The sequence below is a fragment of the Nitrospinota bacterium genome (genome assembly GCA_016217735.1).
In the GTDB taxonomy this organism is placed as follows: Bacteria; Nitrospinota_A; UBA7883; order JACRGQ01; family JACRGQ01; genus JACRGQ01.
In genome coordinates this window covers 1-23,132 of sequence record JACRGQ010000069.1, presented here as the reverse complement: position 1 = coordinate 23,132, position 23,132 = coordinate 1, and the positions used below count along the sequence as shown (strand labels likewise).

24 protein-coding genes and 1 tRNA gene are annotated in these 23,132 nt (G+C 59.4%); 12 read left to right on the top strand and 13 right to left on the bottom strand.

Translation table 11 applies throughout. The features are described from left to right. The coding region (locus tag HZA03_11790) for an IS110 family transposase (GenBank protein ID MBI5638638.1) at positions 1–119 on the top strand (119 nt) is incomplete at its 5' end. A gap of 196 nt (positions 120–315) precedes the next feature. Here the strand turns inward: HZA03_11790 and HZA03_11785 are convergent. After that, positions 316–3,081, bottom strand: a complete 2,766-nt coding sequence (locus HZA03_11785; GenBank protein ID MBI5638637.1) for a hypothetical protein — start codon at positions 3,079–3,081, stop codon at positions 316–318. A gap of 280 nt (positions 3,082–3,361) precedes the next feature. Continuing rightward, positions 3,362–5,536, bottom strand: a complete 2,175-nt coding sequence (gene rnr, locus HZA03_11780) for a ribonuclease R (GenBank protein MBI5638636.1) — start codon at positions 5,534–5,536, stop codon at positions 3,362–3,364. Positions 5,537–5,736: 200 nt separating this feature from the next. On the opposite strand from rnr, the gene HZA03_11775 reads away from it, so the two are divergent. Further along, positions 5,737–6,093 carry a DsrE family protein gene (locus HZA03_11775; GenBank protein MBI5638635.1) on the top strand — a complete coding sequence of 119 codons (357 nt, stop codon included), beginning with the start codon at positions 5,737–5,739 and terminating at the stop codon, positions 6,091–6,093. Next, positions 6,093–7,304 (top strand): FAD-dependent oxidoreductase, encoded by a 1,212-nt coding sequence (locus HZA03_11770; GenBank protein MBI5638634.1) that lies wholly within the window; start codon positions 6,093–6,095, stop codon positions 7,302–7,304. Before HZA03_11775 ends, HZA03_11770 begins: the two co-directional genes overlap by 1 nt. A gap of 7 nt (positions 7,305–7,311) precedes the next feature. Here the strand turns inward: HZA03_11770 and HZA03_11765 are convergent, their stop codons facing one another. Genes HZA03_11765 through era form a run of 3 tightly spaced genes read right to left on the bottom strand, consistent with a single transcriptional unit; the run spans position 7,312 to position 9,338 of the window. Further along, the gene (locus HZA03_11765) at positions 7,312–7,647 is read right to left on the bottom strand and encodes a P-II family nitrogen regulator (GenBank protein MBI5638633.1); all 336 of its coding nucleotides are present in this window, start codon (positions 7,645–7,647) and stop codon (positions 7,312–7,314) included. Then, on the bottom strand, positions 7,644–8,426 hold the full coding sequence (gene recO, locus HZA03_11760; GenBank protein MBI5638632.1) for a DNA repair protein RecO: 783 nt from the start codon (positions 8,424–8,426) through the stop codon (positions 7,644–7,646). Before recO ends, HZA03_11765 begins: the two co-directional genes overlap by 4 nt. Before the next feature lie 3 nt (positions 8,427–8,429). Further along, entirely contained in the window at positions 8,430–9,338 is a 909-nt protein-coding gene (gene era / locus HZA03_11755) for a GTPase Era (GenBank protein MBI5638631.1), read from the bottom strand. A gap of 262 nt (positions 9,339–9,600) precedes the next feature. Here era and HZA03_11750 point away from each other — a divergent pair, with 262 nt between their 5' ends. From HZA03_11750 to recG, 4 genes are all read left to right on the top strand, one after another. Beyond that, a complete protein-coding gene (locus HZA03_11750) occupies positions 9,601–10,650 on the top strand; it encodes a pentapeptide repeat-containing protein (protein ID MBI5638630.1) in 1,050 nt (349 codons plus the stop codon). Positions 10,651–10,738: 88 nt separating this feature from the next. Continuing rightward, positions 10,739–11,104, top strand: coding sequence for a cytochrome c (locus tag HZA03_11745; protein MBI5638629.1), 366 nt, complete (start codon positions 10,739–10,741; stop codon positions 11,102–11,104). A 22-nt stretch (positions 11,105–11,126) separates the two neighbouring features. Further along, positions 11,127–12,029: a hypothetical protein gene (locus HZA03_11740; protein ID MBI5638628.1), complete on the top strand. Its 903-nt coding sequence runs from the start codon at positions 11,127–11,129 to the stop codon at positions 12,027–12,029. A gap of 136 nt (positions 12,030–12,165) precedes the next feature. After that, complete coding sequence (gene recG / locus HZA03_11735; protein ID MBI5638627.1) at positions 12,166–14,265, top strand: ATP-dependent DNA helicase RecG; 2,100 nt, start codon at positions 12,166–12,168, stop codon at positions 14,263–14,265. 119 nt (positions 14,266–14,384) lie between these two features. On the opposite strand, the gene HZA03_11730 is transcribed toward recG, so the two are convergent. Continuing rightward, positions 14,385–15,167, bottom strand: a complete 783-nt coding sequence (locus HZA03_11730; protein ID MBI5638626.1) for a hypothetical protein — start codon at positions 15,165–15,167, stop codon at positions 14,385–14,387. A gap of 245 nt (positions 15,168–15,412) precedes the next feature. Here HZA03_11730 and HZA03_11725 point away from each other — a divergent pair, with 245 nt between their 5' ends. Next, the gene (locus tag HZA03_11725; GenBank protein MBI5638625.1) at positions 15,413–16,243 is read left to right on the top strand and encodes a hypothetical protein; all 831 of its coding nucleotides are present in this window, start codon (positions 15,413–15,415) and stop codon (positions 16,241–16,243) included. Positions 16,244–16,320: 77 nt separating this feature from the next. Here HZA03_11725 and HZA03_11720 read toward each other — a convergent pair whose 3' ends face one another. From HZA03_11720 to HZA03_11710, 3 genes are read right to left on the bottom strand one after another with little or no spacing between them, the layout of a single operon-like run. Beyond that, complete coding sequence (locus HZA03_11720; protein MBI5638624.1) at positions 16,321–17,397, bottom strand: aminopeptidase P family protein; 1,077 nt, start codon at positions 17,395–17,397, stop codon at positions 16,321–16,323. Continuing rightward, complete coding sequence (aroQ, locus tag HZA03_11715) at positions 17,394–17,858, bottom strand: type II 3-dehydroquinate dehydratase (GenBank protein MBI5638623.1); 465 nt, start codon at positions 17,856–17,858, stop codon at positions 17,394–17,396. Before aroQ ends, HZA03_11720 begins: the two co-directional genes overlap by 4 nt. Positions 17,859–17,862: 4 nt before the next feature. Next, a complete protein-coding gene (locus HZA03_11710; protein ID MBI5638622.1) occupies positions 17,863–18,417 on the bottom strand; it encodes a tetratricopeptide repeat protein in 555 nt (184 codons plus the stop codon). A 56-nt stretch (positions 18,418–18,473) separates the two neighbouring features. Here HZA03_11710 and HZA03_11705 point away from each other — a divergent pair, with 56 nt between their 5' ends. Then, positions 18,474–19,577, top strand: coding sequence for an ATP-grasp domain-containing protein (locus tag HZA03_11705; GenBank protein MBI5638621.1), 1,104 nt, complete (start codon positions 18,474–18,476; stop codon positions 19,575–19,577). Here HZA03_11705 and HZA03_11700 read toward each other — a convergent pair. Continuing rightward, complete coding sequence (locus HZA03_11700) at positions 19,574–20,059, bottom strand: CopD family protein (GenBank protein ID MBI5638620.1); 486 nt, start codon at positions 20,057–20,059, stop codon at positions 19,574–19,576. The genes HZA03_11705 and HZA03_11700 overlap by 4 nt on opposite strands. A gap of 236 nt (positions 20,060–20,295) precedes the next feature. After that, positions 20,296–20,628 carry a winged helix-turn-helix transcriptional regulator gene (locus tag HZA03_11695; protein MBI5638619.1) on the bottom strand — a complete coding sequence of 111 codons (333 nt, stop codon included), beginning with the start codon at positions 20,626–20,628 and terminating at the stop codon, positions 20,296–20,298. A 163-nt stretch (positions 20,629–20,791) separates the two neighbouring features. On the opposite strand from HZA03_11695, the gene HZA03_11690 reads away from it, so the two are divergent. The 3 genes from HZA03_11690 (at position 20,792) to HZA03_11680 (ending at position 22,163) form a co-directional block, all read left to right on the top strand. Beyond that, positions 20,792–20,881: transfer RNA gene (locus tag HZA03_11690), tRNA-Ser, on the top strand. 684 nt (positions 20,882–21,565) lie between these two features. Further along, on the top strand, positions 21,566–21,844 hold the full coding sequence (locus HZA03_11685) for a type II toxin-antitoxin system RelE/ParE family toxin (protein ID MBI5638618.1): 279 nt from the start codon (positions 21,566–21,568) through the stop codon (positions 21,842–21,844). Then, a complete protein-coding gene (locus tag HZA03_11680) occupies positions 21,837–22,163 on the top strand; it encodes a putative addiction module antidote protein (protein MBI5638617.1) in 327 nt (108 codons plus the stop codon). The genes HZA03_11685 and HZA03_11680 overlap by 8 nt, the downstream gene beginning before the upstream one ends. Positions 22,164–22,179: 16 nt before the next feature. Here the strand turns inward: HZA03_11680 and HZA03_11675 are convergent, their stop codons facing one another. Both HZA03_11675 and HZA03_11670 read right to left on the bottom strand, forming a co-directional pair. Beyond that, positions 22,180–22,494, bottom strand: coding sequence for a HigA family addiction module antidote protein (locus tag HZA03_11675; protein MBI5638616.1), 315 nt, complete (start codon positions 22,492–22,494; stop codon positions 22,180–22,182). A gap of 154 nt (positions 22,495–22,648) precedes the next feature. Beyond that, positions 22,649–22,870: a hypothetical protein gene (locus tag HZA03_11670; GenBank protein ID MBI5638615.1), complete on the bottom strand. Its 222-nt coding sequence runs from the start codon at positions 22,868–22,870 to the stop codon at positions 22,649–22,651. Positions 22,871–23,132: the final 262 nt, after the last annotated feature.

The window sequence follows — 23,132 nt, the reverse complement described above, 5'->3', positions numbered from 1 at the left end:
CGGGAAAACCGAAAAAAGTGGCCCTTATCGCCGTCATGCGGAAACTGCTGCACATCGCCTACGGCATACTTAAAAACAAAACCGCCTTTAACCCGAAATTGCACATGAAAACCGCTTGACGTGCAAGACCGTATCTACCAAAAAACACAAATAAAAAAGGGCCCCGCGAAATCCGTGTGCGGTGTAATGCCGGCAAGGCGATGTTTGAGGGAGGTTTCTTTTGGCGCGGGACAAGAACCCTTTTTATTTGTTTACACAAATAAAAAGGGCGTCCCGGAAACGGGACGCCCTTGGTGAAGCGTTAAAGGACGGTGCTTACTGCGTTACGCCGCCGATGACCTTCGGCGCGTCCGTGATCGTCGGTTCGGTGCCGATGTCGCTCGGATCTTTGAAGTTGGTGGCATCGGGGAGGGTATAGGTTGGCACGGTCAGCGCGCTGCACGACGCATCGGCCACCTTCGCCATCCGCTGCTCCATCTCCAGCCCCTTCACGTAGTAGTTGCCGGTTCCATTGGTCACCAGCGAACCGTCCGGTATCGCGAACTCCGGAACCCAGCGCATATTGGCGCCGGCGCTGCAATCCACCGCCGTGTTGGTATCCGGGTCGACGCACTGTCCGGGTATGCCCCAGAGGTCGCCGAAGCCGCCGTAATTAAGCATGAACGGCACGCCGGCGTACTTCGTGTCGGTGGCGGCCGGGTTCGTGCCGGTCGCGGTGGACGGATAGGTGAAGGTGACGTCCAGCGGCTGGTCGAACGGCACGACGGTCGTGGCCGGATTGGGCCCTTTCAACGCCGTCAGGTAGTTCCAGTTGTTCCAGCCGGTTTCCCAAGTGTAGTAGATGGGAAGCTGTTCGCGGGCCTGCCACGGGCAAACCTGCGCGCCTGTGCCCCATGCCGTGGGATCCCACGGGCATTTCAGCAGTTCGGCGTAGGTCTTGCCGGCGGTGCCATCCGCGACAGTTGCGGCGGTGGATGCCACCACTGCCGCCGGGTTAAAGAGCGGCCCGGTTTGAGCGCCCCAATCCAGGGTGCCGCCCCACTCATTCGTCAGGTTGGTGTTTGCAGTGGTGAGCGTGACGGAACCCGCGTTAGCCGCATCGGTCAGCGTATAGGCGGCATCGGCATAGGTGTAGCTCTTGGCCGAAGTGGCGTAGTTTGTGTCGGTCATCATCCCCTGTACTTGGGCATAAAAGGCGCTGCCGGTGGCGGTGGTGGTAAACTTGCTTCCATCCGGGCAGCCATCGAAGCATTTAAGTGCCGTGCTGGCGGCTGTTACGCTGTCGGCGTCGCCGGGCATGAGCACCTGCTCCTTATAGAAGACCACCGGCACTGAGGCAGCCGGGGGGGTGAGCGCGCCGGTTGTCGCGTTGCCGCAGTTGTAGGTCTCCTGCGACCATGAAAAGCCGTCCCAGCCGCCGCTCTTGGTGCAGGCGGTGGTGGGGGTGGCATTATTCACCGGGAACTTGATCATCACCTGCCCGCCAAGCGACTGCGACCACATGTTCAGCGTGCTCTGCCATTGCAGGGCGCTCACGTCGATGAAGGTGGGGTCGCTTGCCGTAAGGGCGGTGAAGCCGCCGCCGGTATTGCTCATCTTTTGGGTGATGGCGAACATCGTGCCGTCCCACTTGGCTATATAGTTGGCGCAGGTGAACGTCTGGCCGCTTTGCGTGCACATTGAATAGTTCAGCGGCACGTTCTTGATCTTGTCCAGCGTGGTGCTGTTTTTGGTATGCTTTTTCAGCTTGCCGCCGCTCTTCATCACGGTGTAGGCGGCCGCCGCCGCGGTGCCGTTATTCCAGCTCATCTTCGATACGACGGCGTTGTTGGGGATCGTTACGGTATTATCCAACCATATGCCCCAGTAACCAACGTAGCCGTAGTAGTCGGTTCCGGTGGTTCCGCCGTCGGTTCCGTCAGAAGTGTACTTGATGGGGAATCCGCTGCTCAGCGTTTTTTGCGAGCCGTCGGCCGCGTTATACAGGCCGTACCGCCAGACGGAACTGACCAGTTGGGCCTTGTCCAGGCAGACGGAGGCGGGGGTTGCGGGGGTTGCGCTCAGATCGGTGCGGAGGAAGTTTGTGGCGTTAAACGCGATGCCCATCTTTTTGGTGGTGGTCGGCGTACACTTCGGGGAAGTGCAGGATTGCCAGTCGGGGAATTCCACAATGCCGTCGCCCGCGGTGCCGGCCGTGTTCCGGTAGAGTGTGGATTTTTCCTCCATCGTGGTGGTGCCGTCGCCCATAAGGTTGTAGAACTGCAATGCCAGGCTGCCGTCGGTCTTTTTAACCGTGCGCATATACCCCTTCATCGCAACCTTGGCGGTATCGGCCGTGCCATCCGCTTTCAGCCCGTATCCCACGAAATTCAGGGCAAAGTGGCCGTAGGGGGGAAGGTCGGCGGCCGATGTTTCGATGACCGCCTTGGCGAAAATTATGCCGGGGGTGCCGCCCGGACCCATTTCCTTCTCATGTATCCATACGCTCACCACGTGGGGGGAGGTTGCGTCCGCCCGGTTGGAAACGACGATCCATGTGGCGTAACTGGGCGCATCGGCGCTGGCGCCGGAGGATGAGGAGGAAGATGAGGCGCCCGATGACTGGCTGTCGCGGTTATTGGAGCATTTTTTTGTGTCGACCTGCGCCTTGTATGCGCCCGTATTCACCAGCAACGCATCGTCATAATTGGTCTGGGCGACCATGCAAAGGATCTCGTTGGCTTTATCGAACGCATCGGAAGCCCTGTCCTGGATATAGACGAATTGGGGGTCGGTGAGATAGTCCGCGGTCGTCGCCCATCCGGTGGCGCCGGCGGGGGTGGCGATTTTCACCGCCGCCTTACCCGTCGGCTTGGCCGAGGTGGTGGAGCTTACAACGCTGATTTTGTCGGCGACGGCCAAGCCCGCGGTGCCGGCGGCGCCTTGGGTGCCGGTGCCGGAGACGGTGGCCACGGCTGTTCCGCCGGTGGCCGGGTCGGCGCTTGTGGTGGTGCTGCCGCCGCCCCCGCCGCTACAGGCAAGAAGGCCGAAGCCGAGCGTAGCCGCCAGCGCCAGTGATTTAAATTTTGTTGTGTACGACATGTTCACTGTCCTCCAAAGATTGAGATTAAAAAATCTTATAGACTTTCGTTTTTTTGAATTTTGAATAAGGTCCCGCGAAGAATCACCCTCCTTAAGTAACGTTTAAAAAACGCCCACGGCAGGCACGCCTACCCCTTCAAAATATCTAACTCGCAAGAACTACGGATATTATATACCAAAATCCGGGAAAGTGGGGCTTTCCGGTTTTTCACGGCAGGTACACAATTTATTGTGTACATTGGCGCGGAGCGGCAACGATCAAGAAGCGCATCGCCTCACATCAGCGGCCGCGCGTGCGGCGCTTGCCCCCTTTGCGCGCGTCTTTACCCCGCTTGCGCGCCTCCGGCGGGCGTTTGCCGGGGCGGCCCGGTTTTTGATCCGCCATCTCCGCCAGGTTAAGCGTTATCTCGCGCTTTAACACATCCACATGCTTCACCAGCACTTTCACGGGGCTGCCGAGGCGGAACATCCGTTTTGTCCTTTTCCCCATCAGCATGTGTTCTTTTTCGTGGTAGTCGTAATAGTCGTCGTGCAGGTCGGTCAGGCGCAGCAGCCCCTCTATCATCAGGTCGCCCATCTCGACGAAGATGCCGAAGGCGGTGACGCCGGTGATGATGCCGTCGTAGGTTTCGCCCTCATGCCCCGCCATGTAGCGCACCTTCAGCATGTCCTTCACGTCGCGCTCGGCCCGCTCGCCGCGGCGCTCCATCGCGCTGCAATGCACCCCCGCCTCCGCCAGCCCGCCGTAATCGAGATAGCGTTCCTTCCCGTCCAGCTTCGCCTTGATGAGGCGGTGGACGATGAGGTCCGGGTAACGCCGGATGGGGGAGGTGAAGTGGGTGTACTCCTCGAAGGAGAGGCCGAAGTGGCCGGTGTTCTCCGGCTGGTAGCAGGCCTGCTTCATGTGGCGCAGCATGACGTAGTTGAGCAGTTTTTCGTCGGCGTGGCCTTCGGCCTTCTTCAAGATTTCCTGCAGGCGGAAGACCATGTTCTGCTTTGGATTGGTGACATAGCCGAGCCGCCCCGCGAAATCGAAAAACTCCTCGATGAGCACCGCATCCGGCGCGGGGTGGACGCGGTAGATCGACGGTTTGTCCGCCAGGAAGTTCGCGGCGCAGCGGTTGGCGGTGAGCATGAACTCCTCGACGAGGCGGTGGGCGACGGTGCGCTCCGCCCGCGTGATGCCCACCGGCTCCCCTTTTTCATCGAGGGCTATTTTCGGTTCGGGAATGTCGAAATCCAGTCCGCCGTCGATCATCCGTTTTTTATTCAGCTTGAGGCACAAATCCTTCATCAGCGACAGGTTGGCCGCTTTCGCCCGGTCCGGCTCGGCATCGGGATTTTCCAGTATGCGGGCCACCTCGGTGTAGGTGAGCCGGTGCGTGCTGCGGATGACGCCCGGGGAGAACCGGTACCCCAAAATCTCGCCCATCCGGTTGATGCGCACCAGCACCGAAAGCGTGAGCCGGTCGATGTGGGGGCGCAGCGAGCAGACGTTATTGGAAAGCTGGAACGGCAGCATCGGCAGCACGGTGCCGGGGAAGTAGGTGCTGGTGCCCCGCTCGTAAGCCGCCTTGTCCAGCGCGTTGTCCGGCTGGACGTAGCTGGACACATCGGCGATGTGTACCCCCAGCTCATAACCGTAGGTCATCGTTTGTATCGAAACCGCGTCGTCGAAATCCTTGGCGTCCTCGCCGTCGATGGTGGCCACCCACGCATTGCGGAAATCGGCGCGCCCCTTGGCCTCTTTGTCCCCCGGCTCTTCGCACCGCTCGGCGATTTTCAGCGCGGCGGGGGGAAACTCTTCGGGAATCTCATACTGGCGGACGATCATCCGGCGCTGCACGATGGGGCTGTCCGGGAAGCCGAGGATTTCGATCACTTCCGCTTCCGGCTGCGTGTGCTCGTCCGGGTAGGCGGTGATTTTGCCCACCACCACTTCGCCGCCCTTGGCGCCGCCGGACGCGCCGGGGCCCACCTGGAAGGAGTGGACGATCCGCCTTTGCGAGGGGACGATGATGCCGAAACGGCCGCGGCTTTGGTATACGCCGGTGATGGTGCTCTGCGCCCGCTCCATCACGCGGATTATTTTTCCCTCGACTTTGCCGTCGCGCCGGGTGCTTTCGATGCGGCAGACCACCCGGTCGCCGTGCATCGCTTCGCGGAAATTCGCCGGGCCGACAAAAACGTCGTTCCCCTTCGCCCCCCCTTCGGGAATCACGAAACCGTAGCCGTCGGCGTGGCCCTGCAAACGGCCGGTGACAAGATTCATCTGGTTGGCGAGGCCGTAGCGCCCGTAGCGTATTTTGACTATTTCACCGGCGTGTTCCATCTGGTTCAGCTTCTGGCTTAAACCGCCGCGCAGGTGCTTGGGGAGGCGCCGCCGGATTTCCGGGGGCGTCATCGGGTGGTCAAGTATTCCCTTGATCAGCGTAAGGACGTCATCTTTTTCCATCTGCGTTTAATATACCGGAATGGCGAAGCGGGGTGTGAAAGAAAAGCGGGCGGCGCGGCCGCCGCCGGACGCGTTGCCTCATGGGAAAAGGCAACCGAAGGAGGCGCGGATTTTCCATCGCCGGAGCATGTATTGACATTTTATTGTAAGCTTTGTTATCATTATAAAGTGATAAACAGCCATTTATAGGGAGGGTGTCCATGGCCAAGTCGCTTCTCGTCATCATAAGTTCGGCGCCGTACGGCGGCTCGGACGCCGCGTGGAACGCCATCCGCCTCGCCGCCACCGCGCGGGAAAAAGGCGGCCGGACGCGCATCTTTCTTATCAACGCGGGGGTGGACGCCGCGCGGAACGGGCTTGAGCCGCCGAAGGGCTATTTCAACCTCGCGGCGATGCTCGCGGAAGAAGCCGCCGCCGGCGCGGAAATCCGCTACTGCAAAACCTGCATTGACCGCTGCGGCATCGGCACGGGGGAGATGATCGACGCGGTGCGGCCCGGCTCGATGCAAATACTGAATGATTGGGTGATGGATTCCGACAAAGTCGTGACGTTCTGATGGGCAAGCGCATTCTGGTGCTCGGCTCCTCCTTCGGCGGTTTCAACGCCGCGATGCGCTTGCGGAAGCTGCTGGGCGGCGCGCACGACATTACCGTCGTTTCCGCCGATCCCCTGTTCACGTTCGTTCCATCCTTGCCGTGGGTGGCGATGGGCTGGCGCGAGCCGTCCGCCATTCAGCACCCGGTCGCGGCGCGGCTATGGAGCGCCGGCATTCGTCACACACAGGACACCATCACCAAATTGGAGCCGGCCGCCTGCCGCGCCATCGGGAAGAGCGGTGTTTATGAATACGACTACCTTGTGGCGGCGACCGGCTCCGAACTGGATTTCGCGGCGGCGCCGGGGTTGGGTCCCGATGGGGGGCATAGCCATGCCCTCTTCACGGTGGAGCAAGCGCTGGCGGCGCGGCGTTCGCTGGAGGAGGTTTGCGCCCGTGGCGGCGGTTCCATCGTTGTCGGAAATGCCCAGGGAGCCTCCTGCCTGGGGCCGGCGTATGAAATGGCATTTTTGATCGACACCATGCTCCGCCGGAAAAAGCTCCGCGGCAAATTTTCGGTCTCCCTGTTCACCAACGAGCCATACGCGGGGCATTTCGGCGTTGGGGGATTTGGGGCGATGCGCCGCATGCTGGAGGACGAATTCGCCGACCGGGATATTGAATGCATCATGAACGCGCGCCTTGCCGCCGTGGCGCCGGGCCATGTGGAACTGGAAGGAGGGCGGCGCCTCGCTTCCGATTTCTCCCTCATTACGCCGCCGTTTTACGGCAGCCACGCGTACATGGGGGAAGAGGGACTGGCGAATCCGCGCGGGTTCCTTTTGGCGAACGAGTATTTGGCGAACCCGCGCCACCCGAACATTTACGCCGTGGGCGTGGCGCTTGCCATCCCGCCGAAGGAACCGACGCCGGTGCCGGTGGGGGTGCCGAAGACGGGACAGATGACCGAAACGATGGCCCTGCGCGCCGCCCACAATATCGCCGCCGATATTCAGGGGGGATCAAAAGTCCGTGGCGATGATTTAAGCGTGCTCTGCATCGCCGACGCGGGAAACACGGCGTTTTTAGTTGGAGCCAGCCCGCTTCAGCCGCCGCGCAACCGTCTTATCCACAAAAAGGGGAAAATCTTTCATTATATGAAAGAGGCGTTTGAACTCTATTACATGGCCCATGTGCGGTACGGCCTGCCGATGCCGGAAATTTCTTTGTAGCAGGGCGCTAAATGGCCGACGGCCCGCGCTCGCCGGTGCGGACGCGGATCACATCCTCCAGATCGGTGACGAATATCTTGCCGTCTCCCACACGGCCGGCGCTTCCCGACTGCACAATGGCGGCGATCACCTCTTCCACCCGGTTGTCGTCGACGGCGATTTCAAGGCAGACCTTGGGGAGGCCCGCGGCGGAGGGGGCGGTGACGAAGAGGCCGGCCTTGCCCCCCTGTTTTCCCACCCCTTTCACTTCGCTGACGGTGAGGCCGCCGATGCCGATTTCGTTCAGCTTGTCTTTCACGTCGTCCAGCTTCAGCGGTTTTATGATGGCCTGTATTTTTTTCATGGAGTCCCCATGCGCTCCATATTAACGGCGGAAAAGAACTTTTCGCTATTAAATTTTGCGTGCAGCCGCTGGTCGCGGAAGGCGGTGATGCAGCGGACGATTTCCCCCAATATCCGGGGCGAGGGTTTCAGCCGCGCGGCGTCGCCGAACGCGGTGGCGGGTATCTTGCCCAGAAACTTGGCCGCCCCCGCCGAGAGCGGAATCAGCCCGCTGCTTTTATGCTTGCAGCGCGGACAGGTGAGGCCCCCCTTTTCGGCGTCGAACAGCGCCTGCGGCAATTCCGGCAGCGGGGCGCGGCAGGCGACGCAGCGGTCCAGCGTGGGAGTGTAGCCGAGGTGGCTTAAAAACTTCACGTCGAAAAAACGGATTATCCAGTCCAGCTCCGCCGCGCGCGTTTCTTTCATGATGAGGTTGAGCGTCGCTTCGGCGGCCATCCACGCCTTCGGGTTCGGATCCCCTTCGCGCAGTCCGGCTTCCATCAGCTCGGTCACATAGCAGGCGCGGGCATAGCGTTCCAAACCCTCCCCCGCGGCGGGGCGCATGTCTTTCATGTCCACGCTGGAGAGCTTGAAGAGGCTGGCATGTTCCCGCCCGAAGTAGACGATGTCGACGGTGTGGAACGGCTCCAGCCGCCCGGCGAAGCGGCTTTTGAGCTTGCGGCACCCCTTGGCGACGATGCGCACCTTGCCGTGCTTCTTGCCGAAAAAGCTGATGATCCGGTCGGCCTCGCCGAAATCGAAATGGCGCAGGGTTATCGCTTCGTCGTTGAAGAGCGGCACGGTCTATCCTTTATACTGGCGTTCGATTTCCTTGAGGAATTTTTCGTCCTTCGTCCAGTCTTTCCGGGTTTTCACGTTAAGCTCAAGGAAAAACTTCTTTCCAAAGCGCTGCTCCAGCTCTTCGCGCGCGGCCTGGCCGATCTGCTTTATCATCTGGCCCCCCTGGCCGATAACGATGCCGCGTTGCGAATCCCGTTCCACGTAGATGACGGCGCGCACGGCGTTCAGCTTTTCGTTGCGCTCCTTGTACTCTTCCACGATCACCGCGGATGAGTAGGGAATCTCCTTGTGGGTGTATTGGAAAAGCTTCTCGCGGATGATCTCCGCGGCGAGGAACCGCTCGTTTTGGTCGGTGAGCTGGTCTTCGGGGTACAGCATCGGCCCCTCCGGCAGATACGCCGCGATCCCCTGTTCCAGCGCCTCCACCCCTTCGCCGGTTTTTGCCGAGACGGGGTAAATATCCGCGATCCCCTCGTCCGCCAGCATCTGCATCACCGGCAGCAGCATTAATTTGTCCACGAGGTCTATTTTGTTGATGGCGGCGATGACCGGTTTGGCCGAGCCGGCCAGTTGCCGGGCGAGATGCAGGTCTTCGCGGGCCGACTTTTCGCGCGGATCGAAGATGACAAGCAGCATATCGGCCGATTCGGCGGCGTTTTTGGCGGCGGCCTGCATGATTTTATTCAGTTCTTTGGGGCTTTCGTGCAACCCCGGCGTATCGAGGAAAATTATCTGCGCCGACGGGGTGGTTTTCATGGCGGTGATCATGTCGCGGGTGGTCTGCGGTTTGTCGGTGACGATGGCCACCTTCTCGCCGCAGAAGCGGTTGAGCAGGGTGCTCTTGCCGGCGTTGGGGCGGCCCAGTATGCAGCAGTAGCCGGAGCGGTAGGCGGTCAAACGTTGTGTACGGATAAAGGTTGAGCGGCATTGAACCGCGGGGATGGGCAACAGCGTTTATTCTTCATAGACCCTCATTTTAAATGATTTTCGCGCAAAACGGCACGGATATAACATGATCCGCGCCGATATTGGTTCTATATGGCATTTTGGGTATATTGGACAAATTTAGTCCCATGACCACCCTGAAATGCCGGGAGAGCAGAAGCTTGCCCACAGGGCGATAAAGGGGGATAATATTTCCTGAACGGTTACATGGCGCAACAGGAAAAAAATTATGAACTATGAACCTTCCGACATTCCCCCCCACGAGTCGTGGAACGAATCCGAGCGGTGGCTTTGGGCGAAACTGTGCCGGGGCGAAGAGGCGGACTTCAACAAGGAGCCGGAATTCGGCACGACCGACACCGACGCCGGCTGGGATCCCCGGCGCGGGATAAGCCCGGCATTCCTGCTGGCCATCGCGCTGAACGACCCCTGGCGCGGCGCCATCAACAGCCGCGGCGTGCGCATCGTCGGCGCGTGGATACGCCAGCCGCTCAAGTTCACCGATAAGCCGCTGGATCACGAGCTGGCGCTGGAATTCTGCCGCTTCGACGCGCCCGTGGAGATGGGCGGCCTGCATACCGCGCATACCCTTTCGCTGTCACATTCCCGGTTCGCCGAAACGCTGGACATGGAAAAAATCAAGACGGCCAAGAGCGTACACCTGCGGGGCGCCACGTTCGGCGGCGAAGTGCGGATGCCCGACGCGCGGATCGGCGGCTCGCTGGACATGAAGGGCGCGCGCTTTCAGGGCGCGGTGGACATGGAAAAGATACATGTGGCCGGCAGTCTCCTCCTCGCCGGCGCGCTGTTCGAGGATGCGGCATTGCTGGCCGCCGCCCGCATCGCCGGAAAACTGAACCTTGCCGGCGCCCGGCTTTGCGGCGTGGACATGTCGCGCGCGCACATCGAAGGCGAGATGCGGCTGGGGCGCGAAAACGGTTTGCGCACCAGTTGGTGCAAGGACGCGCGCCTGCTGCTGGGCGACGCCTTCGCCGCCGCCATCGTGGACAGCCCGGACGCGTGGCCCGAACACCTCCACCTCGACGGATTCGTCTACGGTTCGATAACCGGCGACGCGGGAGGCGGCGCGATGGCCCAGCGCGAAGTGGCCTGGCTGAAGTGGTGGCTGCGCCGCCACCGCCCGTTCTCGCCGCAACCGTACAAACAGCTGGCGCAGGCGCTGGATAAGGCCGGTCTGCCGGACAAGGCGCGGGACATCCGCCACGCGGCAACGGAAGAAACCGGCCGTTTCAAGCTCTCCGAAATCAACGTGGGCTGACGGGGCATTCGTTGTCCGCGCCGGGAAATACGTTGGATGGATAACGCAACACCATTGGCACGAACGCTATTATAAACAGGAGGGAAACATGAAAAAGGAAATTCTGGCGGCAACTCTCGCGGCGGGTTTGGCGGCGGCGCCGATGGCCTTCGCCGACGCGGCGAAAGGGGAAGCGTTGTTCAACGACAAAGGAACCACGAAATGCCCGGTCTGCCACGCATTCGGAAAAAAAGTGGTGGGGCCGGACCTCACCGGCGCCGGCAAGACCCACACCAAGCCGTGGATTGTGAAATGGCTCACCGATACGCAAGGCACCTGGGCCGCGAACGACCCTGAAACCGCGGATCTGAAAAAGCGGATGAACAAGGAAACGAAACCGAAGCCGGCCCACATGACCCCGAAGCTCTCCGATGAGCAGGCGGGCGACATTGCCGACTTCCTCATGACCAAGTAGCCAATTACCAGCCCCGCTCCTGGTGGAGGAGCGGGGCGAACTAATTTTTGCCTCTTCTTTTATTGCTCGCGAATGGGATGGGTATGGATATGATACGGTGATTGTCATGTTGCAAGTTGCGGCAGTCCTCGTAATCACACTTGTTGCATATCTCGGTTACAACCGCCATGCCGCCGACAATCACATGGATGAACTTCAACGGCGATTGCGGATCGGCGATGCCGGAAAAGCATTTGATGAAAGCATGGTCGCCTCTTTGCCCGAAGCCGCGCGTAAATACTTTCTGCACGCCATACAACCCGGAACGCCGCTCGGTTCGTCGGTTCAACTAACCTCCACCGGCCATTTCCGCTTAAAACCCGAAGGGGAATGGCTACCCATGACAGCGGAGCAGGTCATCGCCTCCGGCAAGGGCTTTACATGGAAGGCATCCATAGGAACGGGGATTCTTCGCTTCTCGGGGGGAGATTTTCTTGATGATAATGCCGCTGGGATGCGGTTTTTTATGCTTGGCATTTTGCCAATCGTTAACGCCGGCGGCAAAAACATCGCAAGGTCGGCAACGGGGCGGCTGGCCATGGAATATGTCTGGTTGCCAAGCGCCCTGTTGCCCCATAACGGAGTGACATGGGAAAGCGAAGGGGATAATGCCGCTGCCGCAACATTCCAGATCGGCGGGGAGTCCGTCAAAATCCATATCACCGTCAAGGAAAATGGATCGCTGAATGACGTGACCTGCTTGCGGTGGAGCGATAAAACAAAAGACGGCGCATGGGGTTTTGTAATGTTCGGCGCCACGGTGGCGCATGAGGGAAGCTTTGGAGGCTACGCTGTTCCAACAGCGGTTACGGCGGGATGGCGCTTTAACGGCAATACGCGCTTCGAGTTTTTTCAGGCGGAAATCAAAAACGCCGAATACCGGTGACAGCCCGTTCTGAAACTGCCACGCCGCCGCGCGATTACGGATTTATCCGCGCGGCGGTACCGAGAAAACCGCCGCGCACAACCTGCTATTATGTGGCTGTTATGCTGGCAAAAACGGGGGCGCGGGCGGACGCACGATGACAATATTGCGCCTTGACGCGGAAGTGCAGTTCCTCAAGGGGGTGGGGCCGCGCCGCGCCGAACAGCTTGCGTGCCTCGGCATCACCACCGTGAAAGACCTCCTCTTCCACTTCCCCGTCCGCTATGAAGACCGCCGCAACGTCCGCCCCATCGCCTCGTTAAGCGAGGGGGAAACATTTACGGTCCGCGGCGTCATTCACGACATGCATGAAAAACGCCTGCGTTACGGCAAATGCCTTTTCCAGATGGGCATCCGCGACGCCACCGGCATTCTGCGCTGCGTCTGGTTCAACGTCCGCTCCGATTACCTCAAGAAAAAATACGCGGTGGGGCGGCACGTTGTCGCCACCGGAAGGGTGCATTTGGGAAAGACAGGGCACTCCTTTGAAATGCCGCATCCCGATGTCGTGGTGCTGGGCGAAGGGGAGGACGAAGCGACCGGCGGCATCCTGCCGGTCTATCCGCTGACCGGGGGGATTAACCAGGGAACGATGCGGAAGATCGTCGCCGCCGCGCTGGCCGGCGCGCCGCCGGTGACGGAGAACCTGCCGCCGGCGCTGCTGGAACGGCTGCACCTCCCGCCGCGTCACGAGGCGGTGCTCGGCATCCACCATCCCGCGCCCGACACCCCGCCGGAAAAACTGGCCGCCTGCCGCACCAAGGCCCACAAGCGGATGATCTTCGAAGAACTGTTCCTCATCGAATGCGCGATGGCCATACTGCGGAGCCGCAACACCGAGCGGGTGCGCGGAGTAACCATACCGGCCACGGACGAACAGCGCACGTCGGTCACCGCCCGGCTGCCGTTTGAGCTGACCCCCGATCAACAGTCGGTTCTGGGCGAAATCCTGGGCGACCTGCGCGGCGAACATCCGATGAACCGCCTGGTGCAAGGCGACGTGGGGTGCGGCAAAACGGTGGTGGCGGCGATAACGCTGACGCTTGCCGCGATGAGCGGTTTTCAGGGGGTGCTGATGGCCCCCACCGAAATTTTGGCCGAGCAGCATTTCAGCAACCTCACAAAAATGAAAGACGTTTTTCCGCTGCGGGTGGAACTGCTCACCAGCGGCACGAAGAAGAAGGAGGAAATACGCCGCCGCGCCGCCGAGGGGGAAACCGATCTGCTTATCGGCACCCACGCGCTTATCCAGCAGGGCGTCGCATTCAAAAACCTCGGCGTGGCGGTGATAGACGAACAGCACCGGTTTGGGGTCATGCAGCGCGCCGAACTGATGAAAAAGGGGGAGCGCCCCAACACGCTCATCATGACCGCCACCCCGATACCCCGCACGCTGGCCATGACGCTCTACGGCGACCTCGACGTGAGCACCATCCGCACCATGCCGAAAGGGCGGCAGGCGATAGCGACGAAAATCATCCGCCCGGCGGAAAAGGCCAAGGCGTACCTGCTCATCAACAACGAGGTGAAAAAGGGGCGGCAGGCGTACATCATCTACCCGCTGGTGGAAGAGAGCGAGAAGAGCGAGCTGAAGGCCGCCACCGTCATGTGGAAGGTTTTTCAGGAACAGGTTTTTCCCCACCTGCGGGTGGGGCTGGTGCACGGGCGGATGAAGCAGGATGAAAAGAACGATGTGATGCACCGTTTCATGCGGCGCGAGGTGGATGTCCTCGTTTCCACCACGGTGATAGAGGTCGGCATCGATCAGCCGAATGCCACCGTGATGATGATCGAGCACGCCGAGCGGTTCGGCCTGGCGCAACTGCATCAACTGCGGGGGCGGGTGGGGCGCGGCGCGGATAAAAGCAGTTGCCTGCTCGCCATCGAATATCCGCTGAGCGCGGTGGCGAAAGAGCGGCTGAAGGTGATGACGGAAAGCGGCGACGGTTTTGTCATCGCGGAAAAAGACATGGAACTGCGCGGCACCGGCGACCTGCTGGGTACCCGCCAGTCCGGGCTGCCGTCGCTGAAGATGGCGAACCTCGTCCGTGATTTCGAGATTCTCAAATTCGCGCGCAACGAGGCGTTCGAACTGGTGCGGCACGATCCGGAACTGCAAAAGCCGGAACACCGCGGCCTGCGGGCCGAGATGCAGCGCGACTGGCGCGAACGCTTCCAGCTCGTCGACGTGGGTTAGCAGGTTGTTGAAAAACCCCCGTGTCATTCTGAGCGTAGCGAAGAATCCCTTTCCGGAAAAAGATTCTTCGTCGCTTCGCTCCTCAGAATGACATGCATAGATAGTTTTTCAATACCCCGCTAGGGATTACGCGGCGGCGGCAATTTCTCCAGCATCTTTCCCACCGCGTCGGCGAAGAAAGCGGGACTTACGTCGTGCGCCTCCACGGCGTCATGCCAAAGCGTGGCGCCGTTCCGCCGGTCGATGAGATAAATCTCCGCCGTCGACTGCGTACGGACTTCCCCCTTTACATCAGTGCTGGCGCCGGCTGTCGCGGCGATGACGGCCACAAAAGCGGTGCCAATCGCCGCGGCGCGTGAGCCGCCGCTCGGTATACGTCCTGCGCAAATAACCGCCAGAATCGCGCCGCCGCCCTCTGCCACGTCAAGGTGGGCCGGATTGACGGTGGAAAGTTGTTTGCTCACTGAACCTGGCGTGGTATACAGGCTTTTGAAGAGCGGCCCGATATTGGCCCGCGCGGTATCCGGGATGGCGGGTTCCACCATGAAGGGGGGCTGAATCGCTTCCGGGGCCTCGATTTTTTTGCCCTCCATGTCCGTGACCGCGTATTTGTCTTTGGCGTCCAAACGCGCACCGGCGATGGTCACCACCGGCCCGGCGGTAGTGTATCCCTTGCGCGCCAGCGCGTCCGCCGCCGCGCTGCCCGCAAGCGTGGCAATGGCGCGGTTGTCCGGCATGGAAAAATCATCGCGCCCGATGGTGTTTTTGTTCACCACGGAGGCATCCACCACGATGCCGATACCCCCCGTGATGTCTTGCACGCCGGTGACATTGCCGGTGGCGGTGGCGCACGCCGCCATAACCAGGACGATAGAACATAGAACGAAGAAAAACCGTTTCATGACACCCCCTCCAATCTCTCCCACTCGATATATGCTACCACCGAATACCAATGGCGCAAGGGCATCGCGCAATTCCATATTTTATGGAAGTTTGGTATAATTGGCTGGCGATGGAGGTGGCTCAAGCGGGCCATTTGTGGGAAGTGGAAATATAGGCATGTGCTTTGGAGGAGTGCGTCATTATGGCTATGACCGATGTTGTTCATTCTTGTATTTCTAAAAAATATTTTTGGGGGAACCATTTTATGAAGAGGGCGTCAGCGTTTTTTATACTGCTCATGTTGTTTTCGGCCGCCGATTCCCGCGCCAAAAGCCAAAGCGTGTTAAACGGCGGCGAGCCAGTGAAAATCGCGGTGTTGGGAATGGGGGTGTACAACGTTGTCGCCTCCGGTGAAGGCGCGGGAGCGGTCTCAACTTTGGGACAGGAGGGCGAGGCCACCAAGGATGACAAAGCCATGGCCGAAGGGTTCGATTTCAAGGAAGTGGTCAAACACGCCCTTGCCCAATACAAAGAGAAACTTTCCGGCGTGCGGAAATGGCAGGTGGTTTCCGCCAAGGAACTCGGCAAGGACGATGCGATAGCGAAGTTCGCTCAGGCCGTGAATGACAGCGTGGGAAAAATCCCCGGCTCCGCAAGCCCGGAGCGGTATAAACGGTGGACGCAGGCCGACGACCTGCCGTTTGTTGAAGCGCAATTTGTGACTTGCATCACCTGCGATGAGTATCAAAAGGCCATTGTGGAAGCCGCCAAACAGTTCTGCGCCGACGCGGAGGTTGACGGGGTCTGGCTGCAATCCAACTATCTGGGCTACGGCACCAAAGGGGCGAGCAAATTCTTCAGCGCGTTGACCTTCGGTTCCGGCTCGGCAACGGCTATCGTCAACGTGGTGTATGTCCTGATCGATAAAGACGGACAGATTGTCTTAAGCAACGGCAAGACCGCCGACCAGTACCGGTCCGAAGAATCGTTCGGGATGGTTGGCGGATCCAAGGCGATCGACAAGGAAATGATGAAGTACCAGATGGACGCACTGTCGGTAAGCGCCAAAGAGGTTGCTAAAAAAGCGGCGGAATAGTTTTTCCCGCCCGTTTTTGACGGCGCCTTAGCCGCCGCGCCGCCGATGGAAGCCAGCTTCCGCGGCGGACGGCGGATTTACAGCGTGCGCGCGGCTTTGGGGATGTTTTTGGTGAGGACGCGGCAGCCGGTTTTTGTGATGTGTACCACGTCCTCTATCCGCACGCCGCCGAGGCCGGGTATGTAAACGCCCGGCTCAATCGTGAAGACCATCCCCTCCCGCGCGGTCTCGGCGCTGCGCCAACTGACGCCGGGGGCTTCGTGGATATCCAGCCCGACGCCATGCCCGGTGCCGTGGCCGAAATATTTGCCGTACCCTTTCGCCTCGATAAAATCGCGGGCCGCCGCGTCGATTTCCTTCAGCGGCACGCCGGGGGCCGCTTTGGCTATCGCCCGCTGGTTGGCCTCCAACACGATGTCGAAAATCTCCATCAGCTTCGGTTTCGGTTTTCCCAGAAAAAGCGTGCGGGTGTTGTCGCTGTGATACCCGTCCAGCACCCAGCCCCAATCGACGATGACAACCTCCCCTTTTTTCATTTTCTTGCCGCCGGCCACGCCGTGCGGCAGCGCCGCGCGGGGGCCGCTGGCGATGATGAAATCGAAGGCGGCCTTTTCCCCGCCGCATAACCGCAGGCGGTATTCCAGATCCGCCGCCGCTTCCCGCTCGCGCCGGCCCGGAACCAGCACCTTGCCGATATCCTTAAACACCGTGGCAAGGTATCCGAAATTTTTCTCCAGCGCCGCTATCTCCGCTCCGTCCTTTATCATTCGCAGTTTTTCAACCGCGTCGCACGGAATCCATTTGCCGGGGGCGGCTTTCCGCATTTTTGCCATCGCCGCCACCGTCACGTCGCCGCTCTCGAAACCGGTTTTTTTCGCGCGCAGTTCTTTCAGCTTTTCCGCCGCCGCTTCCGGCAGCGGCTTTGCGGCGATGACGCGCGCCATCGAGCGCACCTCCACCTTCGCCTGCGATGCGTAGCGGAAATCGGTGAAGAAGAAATTGCCCTTGGGGGAGATCACGCACGCGCCCGCCGTGCCGCTGTAGCCGGTGAGCCAGCGGACGTTTTTCAGGTTCAGCGTCACCAGCGCGTCCAGCCCCAGCGCGTCCAGCCGCGCGAGAAGGAGGCGCGCCCGCGCCTTGTGGAAAGCGGTCACCGCCGCGCGCCCGGCTCTTCGCCGCGGCCGATCACGCGGTTGGCCGCCTCCAGCGCGAAGTAGTACCCTTCCACGCCGAACCCGGCGATCAGCCCCGCCGCGATATCGGAAAGAAAACTCTTCTGGCGGAACTCCTCGCGCGCGTAAATATTCGAGATATGCACTTCGATGAACGGCACCCGCACCGCGGCCAGCGCGTCGCGCAGGGCGATGCTGGTGTGCGTGTACGCGCCGGGATTGATGATGATAAGGTCGACCGCCGCGCGCGCCGCCTGTATCTTGTCCACCAGCACCCCTTCGTGGTTGGACTGGAATATCTCCAGCGAAATCCCCAGCTCCTTCGCCATGTGCGTCAGCTTGGCGCACATATCGTCGTAGGAAACCGCCCCGTAAACGTCTTTTTCGCGGGTGCCGAGCATGTTGATATTCGGCCCGTTGACGATCAAAACTTTTTTGCCCACCGCATCACCCCTTCACCATCATTTTGTTGGCGTTGCCCAGCCACCGTTCCAGCTTGTCCAGCGCCTCCCGGCGGCCGTCGTCGGGACGTTCCCGCTCCTCGCGGTAGTCCCTGTCGCTCTTTTCCTTTTCTATCGCGCCACGCAGCTCGTCGTGCAGTTTTTTGGCCGGCTCGTGATCCGGCCAGAGCCGCCGTATCTCGTCCAGCAGCGCCAGCCCCCGGGCCGGCTCGCCGGTCTCCAGATACAGCCGCGCCAGCAGCTTGCGGGCCAGCACGTTTTGCGCGTTGTTCCGCAGCGCGTAGCCGAGGCTCTGCTTCGCCTCCGTCAGGCGTCCCAGGGCCATCAGCGCGCGCCCTTTCTGCACGTGGGCGGCATTCAGCGCCGGATGCCACTGGATCCCCCGGTTCAGCACGTCGAGCGCCATCTTCGCCCGTCCCGCGCGGATGCAGGTGTCGGCCATCGAGACGAACGCATGGGAGCGGGGATTTTCCATCATCATCCGGGCGTATTCCCGGATGACGGCATCGCGCCTCCCCCCGCTTTTCCCGTTCTTCGTCACGCATTAAATTTACCATAATCCGCGCGCGGGGCGGCGGATAGCCGTACAATTATTCCATGCAGCGCACCATTGCCATCATAGGCCGCCACGCGCGCCCTTTTGCGGAGAACGCGCACGCGCACGGCTGGCGCGTCTTTGCCGCCGACGGGTTCAACGATTGGGATGCCGCGCGCTTCGCCGCGCCGCTGACGCCGGGAGGGTTCGGGGAAACGCCGGAGGCGTTTTTGCGCGCGTGGGAAACCGCGCCGGAGCCGCTGCTCTTCTGCGCCCCCATCGAGGCGGCTCCGGCAATGCTGGCGGAGGCGGCGCGGAACAAGAGGGTGCTCAACGCGCCGGCCCACGCGGTGGCGGCGGCGCGGGACATTTCCTTTTTGCAAAAAGTGGCCTGCAACGGGGTCCGATTCCCGGCTGTTTCATTTCTTTCAATTCCTTCCCATCCGCCAGAAACTCCGTGGATAATCAAATCCGCCAAGTCCGCCGGGGGAACCGGCATCCGGCCCGGCGATGGTATTTTGGGACGGGACGAATACCGCCAAAAAGTCGTCCACGGAGAAAGCATCGGCGCGCTCTTTTTTTCCGCCGCGGGGCGCTGCGTTTTTTTGGGGGCGTCGCTCCACATCAACCACGGCTTTTTGTACGGCGGCGGGATATTTCCCGCGCCGCTGAACCCGGACGTGGCGCACATCCTCGAACAATTCGGCGCGCGCGTGACCGCCGAAAGCGGCATGGCCGGGTGGTGGGGGGCCGACTTCATCCTCAACGATGAAGCGTTGTGGCTTTTGGAGATCAACCCGCGCCCCACCGCCACCGCCGCGCTTTTCGGAAAACTGCGCGGCGTCGATCTGGTCGCGGCGCAGATGGCACCGGATGTTTTTAGCCCCCTTCCCCAAAACAGCGGTCCCGGCGTGATGGGGAACATGGTTCTTTACGCGGAGGACGATTTCACGTTTCGCGGAAGCGCGGAGTGGTTCGAAAAAAACGCGCGGGACATCCCGCATGAGGGACGCGCGATGAAAAAAGGGGAGCCGGTGCTGACGCTTCACGCGACGGCGGCCACCGCGCCGGAATGCCGCGCGGCGCTTGAAAAGGAGGCGCTGGCCGCGCGCGCCGCATTTTTCCCGGGGCGGTCGCCATTTTTAATTAAAGCAACGTATTTTTAAAAACCGCGAAGAATGGATAGGTGTCCGCTTATGAGCAGCACAAGCAAGCCTAATGCAAAGTTCACCTTGACCAGGTTGATGGACAATTTTTGCAGAGACTTCTTTTCGGTATCGGCTGTTGTTCGCATAATCTTAGAACCCAAGACCAGTCCCCTGTAGAAATGAACCGCAACCATGCCGAAAACCAAAATGGACTTCACCGTCAAAGCCGAAGACCAGTTGTTTTCAAGGAAGGCAACGCCTGAATATTGCCTGCTCAGCCCCGCCAATACCGCCCCGGTTATAACCAAAGTGACAATGCTCAAGTTTGCCGCCGGAGTGAACCTCTTTGAAATATCCCCCATGAGCTTGCCTGACTCCGCACCGAGAACGTGCCTGGATGACTGCATGGCAAAAAAAAGGATGAAGATAATCCCTCCGATCCAAAGCGCTGTTGCAATAAGATGTGCCCAGTAGCACGTTATCAATATCAGCTCTTTCATCCCGCCCTCCCGCATTTTGAGATTCAGGCGGCGGACTGTTTCATGCAACCCGCCACCCCGATGCCGCCTATTTTGTCTTCATAGGCGGGAAGCAACCGCAACCACAGGAACTCTTTGTCCGGGTCTTGAGTTCAGGCTTCTTCACTTCGGACTTTTCTTTGGTGTCTTTTGCCATGTTATCACCTCCTTTCTGCATCAGAATATGCGTATCAACTTAATTAGTTATGAAAAAAATATCAGCCTTTCTTTGCCTTCATGGCTCCCTCCACAACCGCTTGCCGCCCCAGACAGCCGCAGGTGCAGATGCGGTTAAGTCTCTGGCGGCATTTTTCAAGGGTATCCCGGTTCAAGGAATAATATATCCAATATCCCCGCCTCTCGTTTTTTACGAGGCTGGCACCCTTGAGTACCCGCAAATGTTGGGATACCGCGGACTGCGTTATCCTTAACGTCTTAGCCAGGGCATTAACGCTCATGGCCTCTTTTTTCAGCAGTTCGATAATCTCTATCCTTTTATCAACAGAGAATATTTTGAATAGTTCCGACGCTTCCTTCATGTTAGTCCCCATAACCATATAAGTTACTGCTAACATACTTTATCAAACAGCCCCCTGTCAATCATTCTTCTTTTCCCTCCATCAGCGGCATTTCGCCCATATCAAGGCGCCACTACCCGACAGGCTAAAAAATGTCCGCTTTTGGGGAAATAGTGTTAGAATTTCCGCTTCCTGCGGAGAGGTGGCCGAGAGGCCGAAGGCGCAGGTTTGCTAAACCTGTGAACGGGTAACTGTTCCGGGGGTTCGAATCCCCCCCTCTCCGCCATAATAAAAACGCTCCCCGGCGGGGAGCTTTTTTATTATGGGCCGGTAAGGAATGGGGGGATTCGAAAAGGAAACATCCGTACGCGACCGGTTAGGGAGCGTAATTGCACGTGATGTGCAATTAGGATGTTTCCGCGGGGTCGCGCGAGTGCGTGCTGGACGCACGCACGAGTGTGACCGAATCCCCATCCTTTGCTTGAAGCCCACATCCGTGCCCGACCGATGAGGGAGGGCAAACGCGCGTGATGCGCGGGTTAGGAAGCTGGCCGCCCGATGTGCCGGAGCGTGACGCGACGGCAATCGAAGGCGCAATTCCCCCCACCGCTTTTCTTTTTCCTTCGCCATGATGCATAGGCACATGAGGGCTTCCTTAAGGCTTGTCCCTCTCCGCACCTTCTTTCCCCCGCCAGCAAGTGGCGGCGATCTTTGGCAGTGCCTCAAGCGGTTAAACCCCACCCGCGCCGGGCGGATACACGGCGCGTCCTCCCCTTATCGCACACGGCGAAGGGGAGGACACAGCTTCAAGCTGGCCATCAAGTTGAAAACGGCGGGCTGACCGGCCCTAAGTGCCATGACGCACTCTCCGCACACCATTGACGCCATGTGGCTTTAATGCTACATTCAACGGGTGGAGCCGCAATACAATATCCAACTGTATGCCGCTGATGATGGGAAAATTCCCATCATGGAATGGTTGCGTGGATTAAAGGATGTCCGGGGAAGAGCGGCGGTGCGAAACCGCGTTGGCCGTTTAGAGTTGGGGCACTTTGGCGATTGCAGGCATATTGAAGGATCGGTGTGGGAGCTAAAAATTGCCCTTGGCCCCGGATACCGCGTGTACTATGCCCGTGCGGGCAAAAAGGTGGTGCTTTTGCTTTGTGGTGGAGACAAGCGAACACAGGCGAAGGACATCGAGAAAGCGGTTAAATACTGGTTTATTTACAGGAGCAAGCATAATGCCTAAGAAAAAGAAAAGAATCCCGCCGGCAATAAGCTGGCATGATGAGCTGATAAAAGACCTCAAAAAACCGGCAGAGGCGGAAGCGTATCTTTGCGCCGCGCTGGAAGACGGGGAATGCCCGGAGGTTTTTCTGCTTGCGCTTCGGCATGTGGCGGAGGCGCATGGCTTTGGCATGTCCAAGCTGGCGGCAAAGACAAAGCTGAACCGCGAGAACCTCTACCGGATGCTTTCAAAAAAGGGCAACCCGAAGATAGAGAATATTTCGGCAGTGCTGGGCGCGCTGGGCTTCAAGCTGACCATCAAGCTGAAAAAGGCGGGCTGACAACAGCCGCCTCTTTTCAGTTGGAGATATTTTTCACGAGCGCCCGGTAGCGTCCGGCGGTTATTTTCACCTTTGGATTGAACTTATCCCCGGCGACTTCCAGATCATAACGGGATTGCAGGTTCATCCAGAATTCCGGCTCAATGCCGAAAAACCTGCCAAGACGGATGGCGGTATCGCCGGTGATGGCGCGTTTGCCCAAAATAACCTCGTTAATGCGGCGGGGCGACATTCCCGTTTCCCGCGCCAAAAGGTTCTGGCTTATATTCATCGGATCCAAAAACCCCTCAAGGAGTATTTCGCCGGGGTGTATCGGTTTCATCTTCGCCATATCGAGCCTCCACAGTTAATGATAATCGGCAATCTCGACTTCATGGGCATTTCCTTCATGCCGGTGGCCGGAAAAGGGGGGTTAAAAAGTAAGAGAAAGCCCATCGCCGCATACTGGTGTTTGTGTTGTGAACGCCTTTTAACGCGCGGAGCAATTACTCATCGTGAGCGCCCAGTCTGTGTGTTTTAAATGCTGCCGGTCTTTTGGTTATTGAAACCGATACTGGGTTACCAAAAGAGTCTTTTGAGGCGGTCGTTTTCACCTTGCCAGTGAATATTCCGATGAACAGCATTCCCAACGAAACGACGACAACCAAGGCAATTAGACCGCCCATAATTGCCGCCAGAGTTCCTACCATCCCAACATTAATAGTCATTTGTTACTCCTCATTCAGTGGAAAACCATCAACCGGCATTTCCCAGATGACCTCTCGTGATGCCACCCCCGTGAAAATATGTTATGCGGAAAGGTAAAATGTGTCAAGCAAACCAAGCGCAAATGTTGCGAGCACATTAACCGTCCGGTGTAGGAGCACATTACCTGTCCGGTTATATAAAACGTCCATGGAGGCGTTTTATGAGAAAGACGATGTTCGGGCAGGAGGTGTTACTCATGCGATTTCAAGAAGCGCATAGCGG